Source organism: Sphingopyxis sp. H053 (assembly GCF_001468225.1).
In the GTDB taxonomy this organism is placed as follows: Bacteria; Pseudomonadota; Alphaproteobacteria; order Sphingomonadales; family Sphingomonadaceae; genus Sphingopyxis.
The window spans coordinates 113,047-128,670 of the sequence record NZ_LNRU01000003.1 but is presented as its reverse complement, the minus strand read 5'-3'; the positions used below and the strand labels follow the sequence as shown (position 1 = coordinate 128,670).

Sequence of the window (15,624 nt, the reverse complement as noted above, 5' to 3'; positions counted from 1 at the left end):
GCTTCGGGCCAGACCGAATGACATCATCACCCCTCATGCACGAACTGGCAGATAAGCAATGGCCGTGACCTCGACCTGGATGGCGCGCTCGATGAAGCCGGCGACCCGCACACCAACCACCGATGGACCTTTGCAGCCCAGGTAGAAGGCCTGCCTGTATGGAACCAGCCGCTCGCTGTATTTCTCGGCCGAGCAGCCATAATAAATCGTTTCGCTCACCACGTCGGCGGCCGTGCCGCCGTGGGCCGCGAGTACACGGTTCATCTGCTCGTAGACGACCTTGAACTGCATGGCGGCGTCATCGGGATGGAGGGCGTTGCCTTCGTCGTCCACGGCAAAGAGTCCACCGATGAACAGTAAGTCTCCGGCGCGCACGCCGACGGACATGCAATATCCCTTTTCCATGTCGGGGATCAGGTGGAACGACTGGGGTTTCATGGCAGAGGCCATGGGTACAAGTCCTCTTGTGGTCGGGGGTGAACACGAAGGGGAAGGAAGGACGAGGTCGACAACGCAATAGCGACAAGTAGCACCGCGAGAAGTGCAGGGACTGGGGGCACGGCAAAGACAGCAGGCGGCGTGGCGCGGCTTAGCGCCAGCACACCAATCGCTGGACCGATCGACTGTGCAGCAGCGTTCACGATATATATCATTCTCGTGTATCGTCGTTCGGGGTCGTTCTGGGCGATTAACGACATGTAATATGCGAGGCCCATGCACCAGGCGGAGGCGCAGACTCCAAAGGCCAAGGCGAACAGCACCGTCGTTTGTGCACTATAGATGCCCACCAGCGAACCAAAGAATATCAGGGTTGTCATGCTGATCCACTTGAGATGGCCACCAGCGACGCCGAACATGGTCGGAATCAGGCTGCCGGCAGCCGCGAAGAGGAAACCCAGAGCCAGCGCATTGGTGGCATCGCCCCGGGCAAGCCCGTTCGCGAAGCCAAAGTGCTCGATAAAGACGTATATGACATTGATGCTCACACTGAAAAGGAGAAGCGCGATCAGGGCGGTTTTGCCGACCGTCTGCGGGCAGTGGGGCGCGCGAGGCGTGACTGCCTCCCCGTGAGGATTGACCGGCCCGCTCAGTTGGCGCGGCAGAAAGAGCGCGAGCAGTCCGCCGAAGCCGAGCCACAATGCGCCCGAACCGAGCGCAATAGCATCGCCGTAAGCAATGCGCAGGGCGTCAAGCAGCCAAACCGCCGCCGCGGACAAGAGCATGCCTGCCGCCAGGCCCGCACTATAGGCTCGCAAAGGGACGGTCGCCTGCGCAAGAACGCAGGCTGTCACGGTGGTGCTCAGCATAGCACCAAAACCCGCAAGGAATCGGACCGCGCATAACACGGCATAGCTATCCGCCGTCGCGGTAAACGCGTTGCTCACTGCTGCGATGAGCAAAGCGATGAGAACAAGGCCCTTCCAGCCAAAACGGGGCATCAGGACGAAGCCGACGGCTGCACCCAGCAAGCCGCCGGCCTGATCCACCGTCTGCACGACGCCCGCTGCGCTCAGGCTCACCTGAAAATGGTCCACATACATGCCAACGAAGAAGGGGGCGATGTTGATAAGTATGAGCGAAAAAGAGTAGAGTAGGCCTGCGATTACGAGCGTTTGCTGTGGACTATCGCCAAGTCCGGACATCGTGTTCGCCTTGTCCCCCATCTCGTTCACGCCTGATTCGGCACAGCAGCACCGACTTCGGCAGCCGCCAACACGTCGGATTCTATCCCGTCGCAGTTTGATCCGGGCCAGGCTTCGACCAGATAGTGGACAGCGAACTGCTTGCAGCTCGGCGGTTGGGCAAATGAATTGTTCGCGCGGCCAGTCTGGGGATAAGTGACGGCCCGTCCACAGCCAATCCCGCCGACGCTGCAGCCGCCACGCCCGGGCCAACGAGATTTGTCCGCATGAGGCCGCGAACCGCTCGTCAGGACGTTTATCGGGCCGGTCGCGGCGTACATTTGTTCTCCCTGGGTCGTGCGCGAGATTGGTTGCGGCTTCAGTGTGGAATCGAATCGACCGCACGCTCCTTGAATTCGTAGCAATTTCGTCACTGTTCGCAACTAATTTATGCGATTGATGATTTTTCTATCGGGAAGATATATGGCGCGACCGGCGAGGCTGTCGCGATCTATAATCTGGACTAACTGTGTGAAATAACACCATTAATATACGATTTTGGGGTGCCCGGAAGTTTGCGGCAACAGGTTTGTTCTCACGGTCTCATGAGGCCGAAAAAAACTAGCATAATTCTGTCAAAAGATAATTTATTGCGTCTTTGTTCGGCTGGACTTCTCTGTGCGGTAAACTTCATTTGCCGCTTTTGCGTTTGCCGCGACGCGAGGGCGGGTCCAAGGGATGAGGATGCACCTTGGCCACGCGAGCAGGTGGCCCTCGGATTGGCGGGCCGCCCTCCCGATTGTCAGGGAAGGCGCATCCTGATTTTGGCAGGTCCTTGGATGCGTACTCCAGAAATGGGCTCCGCTTGGTTGGACGCAAAAGTTGTGCAGCAAATCCGCGCAGATCGTCATCACGCAACGATGGTCGGAGCGGCGCGAGAAGCGCTGACCGGGATCACAATTCAGATCCATGGCTTTGCGGAACAACGGTGTTGCGGTTTTTCAGGAGTTCGCGCAGCTCATCCCAATCTTTCCTCCTATTACGCGTGAGCTCGCCGTCGGAGGCACAAGGTCGGCCGTCTGCTGCTCCATGCGGCAGCCATGCCAAGGGGATGCCGCAGGCCGCCTACCGGTCGAGCGTCGACTTTTAGATTGACAGGCTTAGAAATTCGTCGTTTGTATAATAAACTGAGAATCCGGTTGGTCGTTACGGCCAAGCGGCTCATTTATATGCAGGTCTATGGCAATCGTTGATTCATCGTAACGTCTAGCTCCAATTGAGGGTAATAGCGAAGCCCGTTGTAATCCGACGCTGGGCACGGACGAGGCGATGAATCAGAAGATTCAGGGCTATGCCGTCGGCTCCCTGTTTCCTGTAACAACAGACGCTTTGCGCGGAAAAGGGGAGGGTTGCTCATGCCGGCTGGTCTGGCTCTCGGTTGAAGGCGTCGATACCCGACGGTTTAATCGCTTACCCGATCATGGAGCGCAGAGGCGGGCTGGCTCGGCGGTATTCACCAGTTAGAGAAATTTGTTCAACGCAAGCTTGCATGACTCTTGCTTGGGGCCGTTGTTGAAGGTCAGGGAAGTGATGTTCGCTCTGGGCCGATGTTCGAATGACAATTTAGACAGTTAAGAAGGTGGACTCATGACCGGAACAGCAAAAATAGATTTCTTGTATCTGTCAGAGCAAGACATGATCAAGGCCGGTGTTACCGATATGGCCATGTGTGTGGATACGATGGAGGAAATGTTCGGCCTGTTGTGGCAGGGAGACTATCGTATGTCGGGATCAAACAACGATTCCCACGGGGCGATAATTTTGTTTCCGCAGAACTCGCCTTTTCCAGACATGCCAAAGCCGACCGCGGACCGCCGTTTCATGGCGATGCCCGCCTATCTTGGCGGCCGCTTTCGGACTACCGGTGTCAAATGGTATGGATCTAACGTCGAAAACCGGGAAAAGGGTTTGCCGCGGTCCATCCTTATGTTTGTGCTCAACGACGCCGATACTGCTGCGCCGCTTGCCTTCATGTCCGCAAATCTCCTGTCGGCATACCGGACCGGGGCGATCCCGGGAGTGGGGGCGCGGCATCTTGCGCGAAAGGACTCCAAGGTTTTCGGGCTGGTCGGCCCAGGTGTCATGGGCAAAACAACGCTCATGGCAGTGTCTGCTGTCTGCCCCGAACTTGACACGATCAAGATCAAGGCGCGCGGTAAATCGAGCCTTGATAGCTTTCTCGATTGGCTAAAGGCCGACATGCCTCAGATCAAAAACATAGAAGTGGCTGACTCGATTGAGGCGGTCGTTCGCGGTTCCGATGTGGTCAGTTACTGCAATACAGGCGTAGCAGGTGATCCTTCGACTTATCCTATCGTCAAGCGTGAATGGGTGAAGCCAGGGGCGTTTCTGGCCATGCCATCAACGTGTGAGATTGACGAGGCAATGGAGGCCAAAGACGTCCGAAAGGTTCTCGATAACACCGGTCTGTACGAAGCCTGGTTTGATGAACTGCCCAAGCCGGCCCATAACGCGGTGCCAATGATCGGCGTCAAGTTTATGGATATGATCGCCGAAGGTCGGATGGTGAAAGAAGATCTGGAGGATCTTGGTCGCATCGTCGCCGGCCAGGCCCCCGGCCGACAGAATGACGATGAAATCATCATCTTGTCTGTTGGCGGAATGCCCGTCGAGGACGTTGCCTGGGGCACCGTCGTTTATCGCAACGCAGTCGCGCGCGGCATCGGCCAGTCGCTCAATCTTTGGGACACGCCCGTTCTGCGGTGACGCAATGGACTGAATGCGCCTTTTTGGTTCCCAAGGCCTCTGCTCTGAGTTGGAGATAATATGGTTGAGATTGTAAAGCTCAAAACGGGTTCACGATATGAGGACGTGGCGAGCTACTCGCGGCTGGTATCCGTCGATAACTGGATCTTCGTTTCAAACACCGCCGGGCGCAATCCTCTGACTCAGGAGATTCCCGAGGACGCCAAGGAACAAACCGAGCAGGTCCTGGCGAATATCGAACGGGCGCTGCAGGCGGTCGACGCCGGCTTGGGCGACGTCGTGGCCTCGCGTATCTTCATTCAGGATCCTTCCGACACGCCCGCCGTCATGGCCAAGGTCGGCGACCGTTTCCGCGGTATCGATCCCGCGATGACCCTAAGCTGTCCGCCGCTCAGTTCAAAAGTTTACAAGGTCGAGATTGAAGTCACCGCTTATCGAGGGGCTTCGAATGGCAATGTAAAAGTGAAGAATCTCTAGCATTTGTTCGGTTATCCGTCGCGCTGCTGATATTATCATCTTTCGGTTCACATCAAGGATAGCCTCGTGGCACCATATATCGCGCCTGTTCTAACTTGTGACGACTTCCCGTCTTCGGCTCCTGTAGTCATCATCGGGGGCGGGATTGTCGGCCTGGTCGCCGCACTGACGCTCAGTGAGCGCGGTATTCCGGTTGTCGTGCTCGAGAAGGGAGTGGTCGCCGGTGAGCAATCGTCGCGCAACCAGGGGTGGATCCGCAAGACGAGCCGCGCTCCGGCCGATGTGCCCCTGGCGGTCGCATCCGACCACCTCTGGGCGGGGATGCCGCAGCGATTGGGATTAGATGTCGGCTATCGGGAAGCCGGCATTCTCTTTCTGGCCAGAAGCGAGGCGGAGATGGAGCCTCATGAGGCCTGGATCCGCTCTGTGGAACCTCTCAATCTCGACTCGCGCCTACTGTCCCGGGGTGATATCGATCAATTGGTTCCTGGGGGACGGGCCAAATGGGCGGGTGGCATCTATACCCCATCCGATGGACGCGCTGAGCCGTCGCTCGCGGCGTCAGCCATTGCGAGCGCCGCGATGGCCAAGGGGGCGGTCATCGTCGAGAATTGCGCGGTGCGCTCGCTCGTCCGCTCTGCGGGGCGGGTTACGGGAGTCGTTACCGAACGCGGCGAAATCAGCTGCGACACGGTCCTGTTGGCGGGCGGCTTGTGGTCGCGACGCTTCTTGGGCAACCTCGGCATCGGCTTTCCGACACTGCCGCTTACCGTTTCGGTGTCCCGCACCGCTCCCATGGAAGGGCCCACTGAGATAGCGGTTGGCGGACCGGATTTTTCGTTTCGCAAGCGCGCGGACGGCGGTTTTGTGATTACCCAGCGCAGCGCTGTTAAAGCACCGATCACGCTGGATCATTTGCTCATCGGGCATAAATACTTCTCTTCTCTCCGGTCGCAAGGTCGTTATCTGCGTGTCGCGTTCGGGCGTGACTTCATTGACGACCTTGCCTTGCCTCGTCGCTGGAAATCCGAAGGCGTTTCACCCTTTGAGCGTATGAGGACGAAGGACCCTGCGGTTGACCAGCGCGCAATCGGTGAAGCCTTCGTCGCCCTCCGCGCGGCCTGGCCTGTGTTCGAAGACGCCGAAATCGCTGAAGTCTGGGCAGGAACAGTGGATGTTACGCCCGATTCCTTGCCGATAATCGATCATGTTTCGGGCATACCGGGACTAGTCGTCTGCTCCGGATTTTCGGGGCACGGCTTCGGCACCGCGCCGGCGGCGGGCGAGCTTGCGGCGGATATTCTGACGGGTTCGAAACCGATCATCGATCCGAAGCCCTATCGTTTCGCGCGTTTTGAGCCGTAGGGCCGCTGATCTGCGCGAAGTTCGAACCGAAAATAGGGACGTTAGCATGGCACATGATCCACGGTACGACATTCTTTTCGAGCCGGTAAAAATTGGACCTAAGACGACTAAAAATCGCTTCTACCAGGTTCCGCACTGTACTGCGCTAGGGACTTATTCTCCGCACGCGACTGCAAAGTTCCGCGAGATAAAGGCGGAGGGCGGATGGGGGGTCGTGAACACCGAGCTTTGTATGATCCATCCGTCATCGGATTCTTCCCCCAGTGGTGGGGAGCGGCTCTGGTCCGACGATGACAAGCCTGGGCTTCGGCTTATGGTCGAGGCGGTTCAAAAGCACGGCGCCCTTGCAGGGTGCGAATTGACCCATCAGGGAGCCCTCGCCGGAAACCGCATGTCAAGAGAGCGCCCGATGTCGGCCTCACCCCGGCCGGCAATGGATATACCGGCCATCGTCCGGCAGATGGACAAGCAGGATATTAGCGATGTCAGAAAATGGCACCGCGCGGCTGCTCGGCGCGCACGCGATATCGGATTCGACATCGTATATGTTTACGCAAGCCACATGATGGGCTTGCCCGGCGACTTTATTACGGAGCGTGTCAATCGGCGAACTGATGAATATGGCGGCGTTATCGAGAATCGCGCCCGACTTTTGCGCGAGCTGATCGAGGATACCAAAGACGAAATCGGATCCGACTGTGCCGTTGCCGTCCGTTTTGGTGTGGATGAAGGCATTGGCGATGCGGGCTACACCTGTAGCGGCGACGGTCGGCGGGTCGTTGAGATGCTGGCTGAATTGCCCGATCTGTGGGACGTCAATGTTCAGAACATCAATCTCGATGTGATGACTGCCCGGTTTGCCGACGAAGGGTGGCAGGAGCCTTTCACGGCCTTTGTGAAACAGGTGACAACCAAGCCGGTGGTTGCTGTCGGGCGATACACGTCGCCTGATCGCATGGTGTCGCTCATCAAAAATGGGTTGGTCGATCTGATTGGCGCAGCGCGTCCGTCGATTGCCGACCCCTTTCTGCCAAGGAAAATTGAAGAAGGCCGCATCGACGATATTCGCGAGTGTATAGGCTGCAACACCTGCCTTTCGATGCAATATATGGGCGGCGGAATTCGTTGCACACAAAACCCGACAACCGGCGAAGAGTGGCGGCGTGGCTGGCACCCGGAGCGTGTTCCGGCGAAAATGTCCGATGAACGCATCCTCGTAATTGGGGGCGGCCCGGCAGGACTCGAGGCGTCTCTCACGCTGGGAAGGCGCGGCTATTCTGTTGCGCTTTCTGAACGGAGCAATTTTCTGGGTGGACGCTCCGTGCTTGAATCGACGCTGCCCGGCCTGTCCACCTACCGGCGCGTCGCCGATTATCGAATTGGTCAGCTTCATAAGCTGGCGAATGTCGACATTTACATGGGAAGCGAAATTCAGGCTTCTGATGTGAGCGATTTCGACTTCACAACAATAGTCGTCGCAACAGGATCTACATGGGACCGCGACGGAATCGGCAAAGCAAACAGATTTCCCGTCAACGGTTGGGACCAGTCGCACGTCATCACTCCCGACAAGGTGATAGCGGGACACGCGATTGAAGGACCGGTCGTTATCTATGACGATGAAGGCTATTATCTTGGAGGTGTCATCGCTGAGAAGCTAGCCAAGCAAGGTCTGGACGTTACACTTCTTACACCTGATCCAGAACCTTCCCCGCTGCTTAAATATACATCGGAGCGAGAGACGGTCCACCAGACGCTGCTTAACGTCGGCGTGAAACTGGTTACAGCCAAACATCTGGTAGAGATCGGCGCTGAAGAGGTGGAGGTTCGCTGTAACTATACCGGCCAAGCAACTCGATTGCCCGCTGTGACGGTGGTTATGGTCTGTCTGCGCTCACCGAACGACGGCTTGCTTCACGATTTGCGTACAGTTACTGCGGACACGCCTCCAAAGTTTTCTGTCCACGCGATCGGTGACTGCTTCGCCCCGGGCACGATTGCCGATGCCGTCCACTCAGGTCATCGGGTGGGCCGAGAGATGGATCAAACGCCAATCGGCGATATCAACTACCTGATCGAAAAGCCTTTCGTCCGCGATGCGACCGCTTGGGACCGGCTCGCTAGCGGGCGCTGACCTGACCCATCTTTCATCCAGCTGCAACTAGAGGCCGAGGGGTGTTGTCGCGCATAAGCGCAGGCAAAGCAACGGGCGGGGTTAACCCCGCCCGTTGCTTTTCGAGTTCGGCGGCGAACGCCGCCGGGGTGGCGTAGCCGAGCGAGGAGCGCGGGCGCTCGGTGTCGTAATCTTCGACCCAGCGGGCAAGGATCGTGCGGGCCTGACCGATCGTAAAGAACAGCGTCTCGTTGAGCAGCTCGTCGCGCATGCGACCATTGAAGCTCTCGACGAACCCGTTCTGCGTTGCATCATTTGGTGAAGGCTGCGGGTTCTATGACTTTGGTGTAGCGTGGGCTTTACGGTGGGGTTTTCGTTCCCACGCCAGACCGATATCCGTGAGGCGAATTGCGATGTCGGCGATATCGATTTTGTCGGGATCGAAATCGCCGCCCCATTCGAGCATGTCTTCATGCTCGGGATGGTCCGGATCAGCGAGTGCTTCGAGATACTCGGCATAGCCGGGAGACCCACCGACGTCCTCGGGCGGGCATCGGCCGGTGGCGGCGAGGAGCGAGGGGTAGGGAAAGCCCGGCACACGCGCTTCGATCCGTTCGACGGTGACGGCATGGTCCCAATTGTCGCCAAAATCATAGATATAGCGGAAGGTTTTGCCGCCGCAGTCGTCGATCGCGGAGAGCAGGGTGGTCTTGCGGGCATCATTCATGCTGGAAAGATAGTCGGGATCGGGAATGCCGAAGGCGGCGTCGCCGGCGAAACGGAACTCGTAGAGATGGGTGTCGGTCCAGCCCATGGCGATCTGGATGACCGTGTGAAGCCGGTCGAGATTGATCGACAGCGGCACCTCGATCCGGCGCATGACCTTCGGCTCGATATCCCTGAGGACGATCTTGAGGCGGGCGATAAGCGTCATGCGGCGACCTGAAGTGCGGGCTGGCGTGTCCGCCATCCCCGGGAGAGAAGCTCGTGGGGACGGTTTTGCGCGATGCTCGCGATGCGGTCAAGGACGTCGGCGAGCCAGACCTGCGGGTCGATATCATTATCATTGAGCTTGGCGGTGACGATGAGTGAATAGAGATCGGCGGCGCGCTCACCGCCGCGGTCGGAGCCGGCGAACCGTCATGACTTGCGGTTATGGAAAGGTATGCATAACCGCAAGAACGCACTGTTTGCCGGCGCCGACGAGGGCGGCGACAACCGGGCGATGATCGCCACGCTCGTTGAAAACTGCAACACCAGCGGCATGGACCCACACGACTGGATGACCGAGACGCTCAGCAAACTCGCCATTGGTCACCCAGCGAATAACGTTGGAAATCTCATACCCTAGGTCGACGTGGGCTGAGAACAGCGCTCTGATGTCCGCTTTCAACCTTTAATGCGCGCGCCATCGGCCGCGTAGTCGCGCGGCGCCGGGAGATGGCCGCGTACAGGTGGGGGCGGGGCCTGAAGGACGTCGGTGATCAAGCTCTGATACGCGGGTTGGATACCGCATTTCCGTGTATGCGTCCCGGAGCTGATCCGAACTTACAACGGGCGTCGGCTAAGCCGGCCACAAAGCGTGTGACGGATATTCCCCTGCTGTGGTCCCGCCCCCGCTTGTACGCGGGAGCTGCATTCCGTCAGGCTGGCTGCACCTCCCTGGCAACAGCCCACATGAAGCCTGCAAGTTCACGGGCGATTGCCGTGCAAACGATCGGGGTTTTCTTGCCCTTGGTGATAAGCGCCCGATATCGGGCCGTCAGTCGGCTTTGCGCCTTCCAAGCGATCTCGCGGACCTTCGGCGTGGTTTGATCGAGACGATACAGCTTGGCTTTTCCGACACGCGGCGGTTGACGGTACGTCCAGGCGCTTTCGACATGCATATGGCGAACACGACCGTTGCCCGCCTTTGTGATCCCGCCGCGGCGAACCGTGTCGCCGGAGGATCGCTCTCCAGGCACCAGCCCCAGATAGCCCATCAGCTGGCGTGGGTTGTCGAACCGGCGCATGTCGCCGATTTCGGTCACGAACGTCACGGCGACGATGAGCTCGACACCCCGTAGCGCCTGAAGCGCACGAACGACAGGCGCCAGCGACCAGCCTGGCAGGAACTCCTCAATCGCTACCTCGATACGTCCGATGCGTTCTTTGGCGACCCGGACCGCATCGACCAGTTCCTGCAGTGCAATTTGATGAGCGGGATGATCGAAGTGCTGCTCCTGGAGCCAGCGAAAGTGGCGGGCACCCCACGTCGTCTTGCGCGGAAAGATACGGCCATGCTTCAGCATGAATGCGCTGACCTGTTGCCGGTGAACCCGCTGGGTCTCGACCGCCGCGGCGCGGGCGCGAACGAGATCGCGCATCGCCTCATGCCCCGCATCGGGCACCCACACCGCCGTCAGTTCGCCGGCTCGCAGCAGCCTGGCGAGCATCATTGCATGGCGCCGATCCGTCTTCACCCGGTCGCCTGCTCGCTTCGGGATCAGCGATGGCGCCACCACCATGCAGGAATGACCGAGCTCGATTATCAGGCGGTAAAGCCCATATCCGGTCGGTCCGGCCCCATAACAGAAATGCACTACCCCATATTTGGCGGTGATCCGCCGCAAGATGCACTTCATCGCATCCAGCGACGCATCGACTTCCCCAATGAAGCGCACTTCGCCACCGCGCCCGCCATCAGCAATCGCAATGGCATTCCGGGCCTTTGCGACATCGATTCCGATGAAAACTTCTGTAGGATGTTCCACGGTTCGTCCTCCTCGTGTGAGGATAGGCCCGGCCCACCCGAGCAACCCTCGGATCACAAGTGTAGGGCGAACCAACACCTTTCACGAAACGGACATACGGTCTTACGGTTCAGCGCGGCTTGATATATGCGATATGGTCACGGCTCGAGGGGGAGGGCGTTTGCCGGTCGCGATGCGGCAGCCGCGTCTAGCTGACAACATGCTGCTTGTCGCAGACAGAGCCCTATTCTTGGAGGTCGCCGTCAAATCCCTCGAAAATTGACCCGCGAATCTGCTTACGCACTTTGCGCTTGAGAATAGACCAAGCAAGCTGTTTGCCGATAAAATCCAGCGGCCAAACCGGCCAGTTCTTGGGCTTCCGATCAACAATCCAGAAATCGGTGAGGTCCGTTGACCGTTCCGCCAACATATCTGCGACCGTCTGGCCATGCAGGTGGTTGATGGCTAGACCATGCCCCCAGCATCCACCGATATAGATAACGCGTTGATCACCGATACTCGTCAAGTGAGGAACCATGTCACGCGTGGCCGACATGTGTCCACCCCAATTATGCTCCAATCTGACGCCCCCAAGAGCCGGGAATATCCGTTTCAGATGAGCGAGCGAGACGTCTCCCCCCTTGGCGCTGACCGCCGGTTCCATCTCATTGCGAACGGGGTGACCGCCATAATAAATGAAATAGAACTGGATACGATGGTCGGCGGTAGGCGCCATATAGTGAAACAGATCAAGCGAGCTCTCGATCGCATTGCCCTGTTTCCAACCAATTTCCGCCCACAGCTTGTCCGAAAGACGCTCCGTCACCGCGCCGCGCGCGAATACCGGCGCCTGGTATGGCGCGAGCTCTCGGCCGACTGGCCCTTGCAGTTGGTGCGTGAAAGCGTTTGTGGCAATCACCACCTTGCTCGCTCCAATAGAGCCGCCCGGAGTCATCACTCGCACACCGCCCGGCCGTCGCTCGATATGTGTCGCGGGGGTGTTTTCATAAACCGTAACGCCCGCCGCTTCGGCCAGTCCCTTAAGGGCGCGCACTTGTTTGCAGGGGTTGAGCAAACCAAGGTCCGTGTCGAAAATGGCCGCTTTGAAGTTGGTATTCCCGTTATAATGGGCCTGCACGTCCGGTGCGGTCAGCCATGAGACCGTATCCACACCGATGTCTTCATAGGTGGAATACAGGTCATGGAGATCGTCCACCCAGCGGTCGTCAAAGGCCACCCGCATAAGACCGGGCGCGCGATAATCGCTTTCGATGCCATTTTGCTCGATGATCTCGCGCGTATAAGCAGTTGCGCGCCGACAATATGCGAAGGCCGCCCTGGATCGCTCGACGCCATATGTCTTGCGGATGGACAATTGGTCCATCCCGAACTGGGGCATGATCCAGCCTGCCGCGCGGCCGCTCGCTCCGAAGCCGATGATCTCGCTCTCGATCAGGACGACCTTGCCCAAGCCGCTTTTTGCGGCATGCCAGGCCGATGAGAGGCCTGCGATGCCACCGCCGATGACGAGGATATCGCATTGCAGATCGGTATCCAGGTCACGATTTGGAGAATAATCGCCAAAGTCGCGGATCCAGAAGGATTTTCCGGCATGCGGAGGCGATGTACGGCGACCGGGCCGGCAAGCCGTGGAAACTTCAGATACCGCTGCCATTAGAGTGTCGCCCTCAAATCGGAGGAATCGAACATCTGTCTGCTGCCGAAATCAAAGATCTCTGCTGCCACATCGACATCCTCACCGCTCGAACCTGCCACTTCATCTTTCCTTTCCGACGTCGAACAATTGGCCTGCCGTACAATGGCGATCCGCCAACTGTGACCTACGTTTTCAGCCGATTATAGAGCGACGCGGCCAGATTATGCGACTGCCGCGATGTATAATAAGCCACGAGGATCAGGGCTCCTACCGCGGGTATCGGAGCAATCAGGAACACAGCAGCGATAGGGTATCCAATCAGGATCAGCGCACCTATTGCGGGGCCGAGCGATTGAGCGGTGACGTTCACGATATATATGGCCCGCGTATAATGTTCTTCCGGATCATTTTCTGCAACTACAGACATGTAGTAAGCAAGTCCCATATTAAATACCGAAAGATATATGGAAAAGGCGACAACGTATAAAGTAACGTTTGTGGCGATGTAGAAGAGCCAGAGAGATATGATAAAAAGAGCAGTAGTAATAACCAGCCACTTTATCCGCCCGCCAGCAGCGCCGAATATGGTCGGCATCAGGCAGCCGGCCACCGAAAATATACAGCCGATCGCGAAGGAACTGGCTATTGCGCTCGGCTCCAGTCCGTTGTCCAGGCCGACCCGTTCGGTAAAGCTAAACCCCACATTGGCGCTTATGGAAAAGAGCAGCAGTGCCAGGAGGCCGACCTTGCCCAGCACTCTAACGTTTGACTGCTCCAGATCGGCGCCGAAAGCACCGGCCTTATGCGTCCTGCCGCGCAGCTCGCGAGGAAGAAGCAGCGCCAAGCCCGCGGCGACGAATAGCCACAGAGCGCCTGATGCGAGGCTTGCGCTGTAGCCAAAATCGGACCTTATGGCATCCAGCACCCAAATTGCGACGGCGGAAAGAAGCATGCCGAGCGTTAGCCCTGCCCCAAATGCGCGGTCCGGAACACGCGCCCGCGCGAGCGCGCACGCAGACACCGTAGTCAGCAAGACCACCCCGAATCCCGCGACGAACCTGATCAGGCACAGAAGAACATAGCTGTCGGCCAATGCCGTTGCCGCATTGGCGATCGTCGCCACGAGCGCCGCGAAAAACGCCAGCGTCCGCCAGGAGAGCCGCGGCATGAGAAAGAAGCCGAGGACGGCCCCTACGATGCCCCCAGCTTGATCAATGGTTTGTACGAACCCGGCCTCGCTCAGACTTATATGTAGTGTATCGACGTAAAGCCCCACAAAGAACGGCGCGATATTGATCAGAATAATCGAAAGCGCGTAGAGGACGCACGCTATTGCCAATGTCCTTGCCGGACGCACGCCGAGCTCGCGATCCATCCCTTGCACCTTTCCCATGCGGTTCAATAAACCGCCCGCCACGCGCGAGCTTCCGGGCCGGCCCGGTTGCTCGTCCTTATAAGGCCGCTGCCTGTATTCCACTACGATCCGACACGCAAATCAATTCGTCAATCGCATAATTTATGCCTTACTTTGTCATTCTAAGCGACCGCCAGCCCAGATTCGGCTCGCGGGCAAGGCCGGGCCGGTCATGGTGTTCCATCACCTGTGCGGCGCTGGCACTGTCGACAGTTGCGCGAGACGAGCGTTTCCAATTTCGCGGCGTCATATGGGGCGACATTCCGCAGGTCGGAGGGCGTTTGCCCCCAGCCGTTTGGAAGGGGGATTTCGCCGGCCTGAAGGTGCGGTGAGAGAGTGGGTGGACTTGCGAGGCATGCCGCGTGATCGGCAATCCTCGCTTGACACCGCGCAACTGCCGATCGATAATTAAATCGTCGTGGAAATAATTATACGCGGCGTGGTACATGAGGCGTTATTCCTAGGAAAATGGGAGATTTGTATGACTTGCAACCTTAAGACGCGATTGGCCCTGCTTGCATTGACGTGCGCCACGCCGCTGGCGGTGGTGGCACGCGAGGCGCCCGCAGAGGCGGCGCCGGCCGACGTTGTCCAGGAACTCCATGCCTTCTACGCCGGCCAAGATCAGGCCAATCGTGACGGTTTGACATCGACCGAACTGGCCAAGCGCTTTTACAGCGACGATGTGATTATCACCGGCGAGGGGGATGTTGCGGCGCGGCGCGGGATCGAGGCTTCCGTCAAGGCCCTTGACGACTGGTTTGCCTATCTTGGTCCCAATGGTAATAAGGGCTGCGCGTTCGCCGTCCAGGATACGGTTGTCTCGTCCGAGCGGGACATGGCTTCGGTTTTTGCAGTGCTGACCTGCCAGCCCAACCCGCCCGCGACTACGAAGCAGGAGACGATTCGCCAGCTTTTCGTGCTGAAGCGCAAACCTGAGGGTTGGCGCGTCGTGCGAGAGATGTGGCAGGCCGGCGGCTTCGGTAACTGATTGCTTCCGGGAAGGCCCATTGCGGTTTTTTGAAACAGCCGCTCGAAGCAATGGGCCTTCCTGATAAAGTTTTCGGAGACGCTGCACGCATTGCAATCCCCCGATGATGGACATGGCTCGTTTGGCAGTTACCCGGAACTGGGCGGATTGGTCTTCTTTCTGGACCTTTTGCAGGTGCTTTCAATCCTCGCAGCTTCCATTCGACGATGTCGGGTACGACATCCTCGACATTCCTGTCCCCCGTTTCGTTCTTAATCCGCAGCCACAAGTTGGCGTCTCGCTTTGCTCGACCCGCAGGTATATTGTGAAGCCGCCGCCACCGGCAAGTCTGGCCGGCCCATCACGCCTTTGTCAGGCCTATCGCGACCCGGGCTCTCGAAGAAGACGAGGGGCCAGGTCTGATGCGGCGAGTCTGCTATACCGCCCTCTCGATCAGCGCGGCGGCGACTGCCAAGATCAGCCCCGG

General features: G+C 58.4%; 12 protein-coding genes and 2 pseudogenes. 6 read left to right on the top strand and 8 right to left on the bottom strand.

The window, feature by feature from the left end; translation table 11 throughout:
- Positions 1–33 precede the first annotated feature (33 nt).
- Together ATE70_RS06440 and ATE70_RS06435 are read right to left on the bottom strand one after the other, a co-directional pair.
- On the bottom strand, positions 34–450 hold the full coding sequence (locus ATE70_RS06440; protein ID WP_058537129.1) for a RidA family protein: 417 nt from the start codon (positions 448–450) through the stop codon (positions 34–36).
- Positions 435–1,643 (bottom strand): MFS transporter, encoded by a 1,209-nt coding sequence (locus ATE70_RS06435; protein ID WP_156419691.1) that lies wholly within the window; start codon positions 1,641–1,643, stop codon positions 435–437. Before ATE70_RS06435 ends, ATE70_RS06440 begins: the two co-directional genes overlap by 16 nt.
- 1,626 nt (positions 1,644–3,269) lie before the next feature.
- On the opposite strand from ATE70_RS06435, the gene ATE70_RS06430 reads away from it, so the two are divergent.
- The 4 genes from ATE70_RS06430 (at position 3,270) to ATE70_RS06415 (ending at position 8,385) form a co-directional block, all read left to right on the top strand.
- Positions 3,270–4,409, top strand: coding sequence for a tyramine oxidase subunit B (locus tag ATE70_RS06430; RefSeq protein ID WP_058537127.1), 1,140 nt, complete (start codon positions 3,270–3,272; stop codon positions 4,407–4,409).
- A 60-nt stretch (positions 4,410–4,469) separates the two neighbouring features.
- Complete coding sequence (locus ATE70_RS06425) at positions 4,470–4,886, top strand: RidA family protein (protein ID WP_058537126.1); 417 nt, start codon at positions 4,470–4,472, stop codon at positions 4,884–4,886.
- 66 nt (positions 4,887–4,952) lie between these two features.
- Positions 4,953–6,251 (top strand): NAD(P)/FAD-dependent oxidoreductase, encoded by a 1,299-nt coding sequence (locus tag ATE70_RS06420; RefSeq protein WP_058537125.1) that lies wholly within the window; start codon positions 4,953–4,955, stop codon positions 6,249–6,251.
- Between the two features lie 46 nt (positions 6,252–6,297).
- Positions 6,298–8,385, top strand: a complete 2,088-nt coding sequence (locus tag ATE70_RS06415) for an oxidoreductase (protein WP_058537124.1) — start codon at positions 6,298–6,300, stop codon at positions 8,383–8,385.
- Between the two features lie 13 nt (positions 8,386–8,398).
- On the opposite strand, the pseudogene ATE70_RS25810 reads toward ATE70_RS06415, so the two are convergent.
- From ATE70_RS25810 to ATE70_RS24160, 3 genes and pseudogenes are all read right to left on the bottom strand, one after another.
- Positions 8,399–8,686 (bottom strand): annotated as a pseudogene (locus tag ATE70_RS25810) (integrase core domain-containing protein); the annotation flags it as partial.
- 12 nt (positions 8,687–8,698) lie between these two features.
- Positions 8,699–9,334 (bottom strand): plasmid pRiA4b ORF-3 family protein, encoded by a 636-nt coding sequence (locus tag ATE70_RS06405; RefSeq protein ID WP_231732918.1) that lies wholly within the window; start codon positions 9,332–9,334, stop codon positions 8,699–8,701.
- Positions 9,295–9,501 (bottom strand): annotated as a pseudogene (locus ATE70_RS24160) (transposase domain-containing protein); the annotation flags it as partial. The pseudogene ATE70_RS24160 and the gene ATE70_RS06405, both read right to left, overlap by 40 nt.
- A gap of 28 nt (positions 9,502–9,529) precedes the next feature.
- Between ATE70_RS24160 and ATE70_RS06400 the strand changes: the two are divergent.
- Positions 9,530–9,715 (top strand): transposase domain-containing protein, encoded by a 186-nt coding sequence (locus ATE70_RS06400; protein WP_058537122.1) that lies wholly within the window; start codon positions 9,530–9,532, stop codon positions 9,713–9,715.
- Between the two features lie 292 nt (positions 9,716–10,007).
- On the opposite strand, the gene ATE70_RS06395 is transcribed toward ATE70_RS06400, so the two are convergent.
- The 3 genes from ATE70_RS06395 to ATE70_RS06385 form a co-directional block, all read right to left on the bottom strand.
- Positions 10,008–11,117: an IS110 family transposase gene (locus ATE70_RS06395; protein WP_058537121.1), complete on the bottom strand. Its 1,110-nt coding sequence runs from the start codon at positions 11,115–11,117 to the stop codon at positions 10,008–10,010.
- Positions 11,118–11,340: 223 nt separating this feature from the next.
- Positions 11,341–12,771, bottom strand: coding sequence for an NAD(P)/FAD-dependent oxidoreductase (locus ATE70_RS06390; RefSeq protein ID WP_058537120.1), 1,431 nt, complete (start codon positions 12,769–12,771; stop codon positions 11,341–11,343).
- Between the two features lie 166 nt (positions 12,772–12,937).
- Positions 12,938–14,128: an MFS transporter gene (locus ATE70_RS06385; protein ID WP_058537119.1), complete on the bottom strand. Its 1,191-nt coding sequence runs from the start codon at positions 14,126–14,128 to the stop codon at positions 12,938–12,940.
- A 544-nt stretch (positions 14,129–14,672) separates the two neighbouring features.
- Between ATE70_RS06385 and ATE70_RS06380 the strand changes: the two genes are divergently transcribed.
- On the top strand, positions 14,673–15,158 hold the full coding sequence (locus ATE70_RS06380) for a nuclear transport factor 2 family protein (protein WP_058537118.1): 486 nt from the start codon (positions 14,673–14,675) through the stop codon (positions 15,156–15,158).
- The last annotated feature ends 466 nt before the right edge of the window (positions 15,159–15,624 follow it).

Excerpts from the sequence above, each read along its gene's own strand:
- ATE70_RS06440 (WP_058537129.1), bottom strand. The coding sequence starts at position 450 with ATGGCCTCTGCCATGAAACCCCAGTCGTTCCACCTGATCCCCGACATG.
- ATE70_RS06435 (WP_156419691.1), bottom strand. The coding sequence starts at position 1,643 with ATGTCCGGACTTGGCGATAGTCCACAGCAAACGCTCGTAATCGCAGGC.
- ATE70_RS06430 (WP_058537127.1), top strand. The coding sequence starts at position 3,270 with ATGACCGGAACAGCAAAAATAGATTTCTTGTATCTGTCAGAGCAAGAC.
- ATE70_RS06425 (WP_058537126.1), top strand. The coding sequence starts at position 4,470 with ATGGTTGAGATTGTAAAGCTCAAAACGGGTTCACGATATGAGGACGTG.
- ATE70_RS06415 (WP_058537124.1), top strand. The coding sequence starts at position 6,298 with ATGGCACATGATCCACGGTACGACATTCTTTTCGAGCCGGTAAAAATT.
- ATE70_RS06405 (WP_231732918.1), bottom strand. The coding sequence starts at position 9,334 with ATGGCGGACACGCCAGCCCGCACTTCAGGTCGCCGCATGACGCTTATC.
- ATE70_RS06400 (WP_058537122.1), top strand. The coding sequence starts at position 9,530 with ATGCATAACCGCAAGAACGCACTGTTTGCCGGCGCCGACGAGGGCGGC.
- ATE70_RS06390 (WP_058537120.1), bottom strand. The coding sequence starts at position 12,771 with ATGGCAGCGGTATCTGAAGTTTCCACGGCTTGCCGGCCCGGTCGCCGT.
- ATE70_RS06385 (WP_058537119.1), bottom strand. The coding sequence starts at position 14,128 with ATGGATCGCGAGCTCGGCGTGCGTCCGGCAAGGACATTGGCAATAGCG.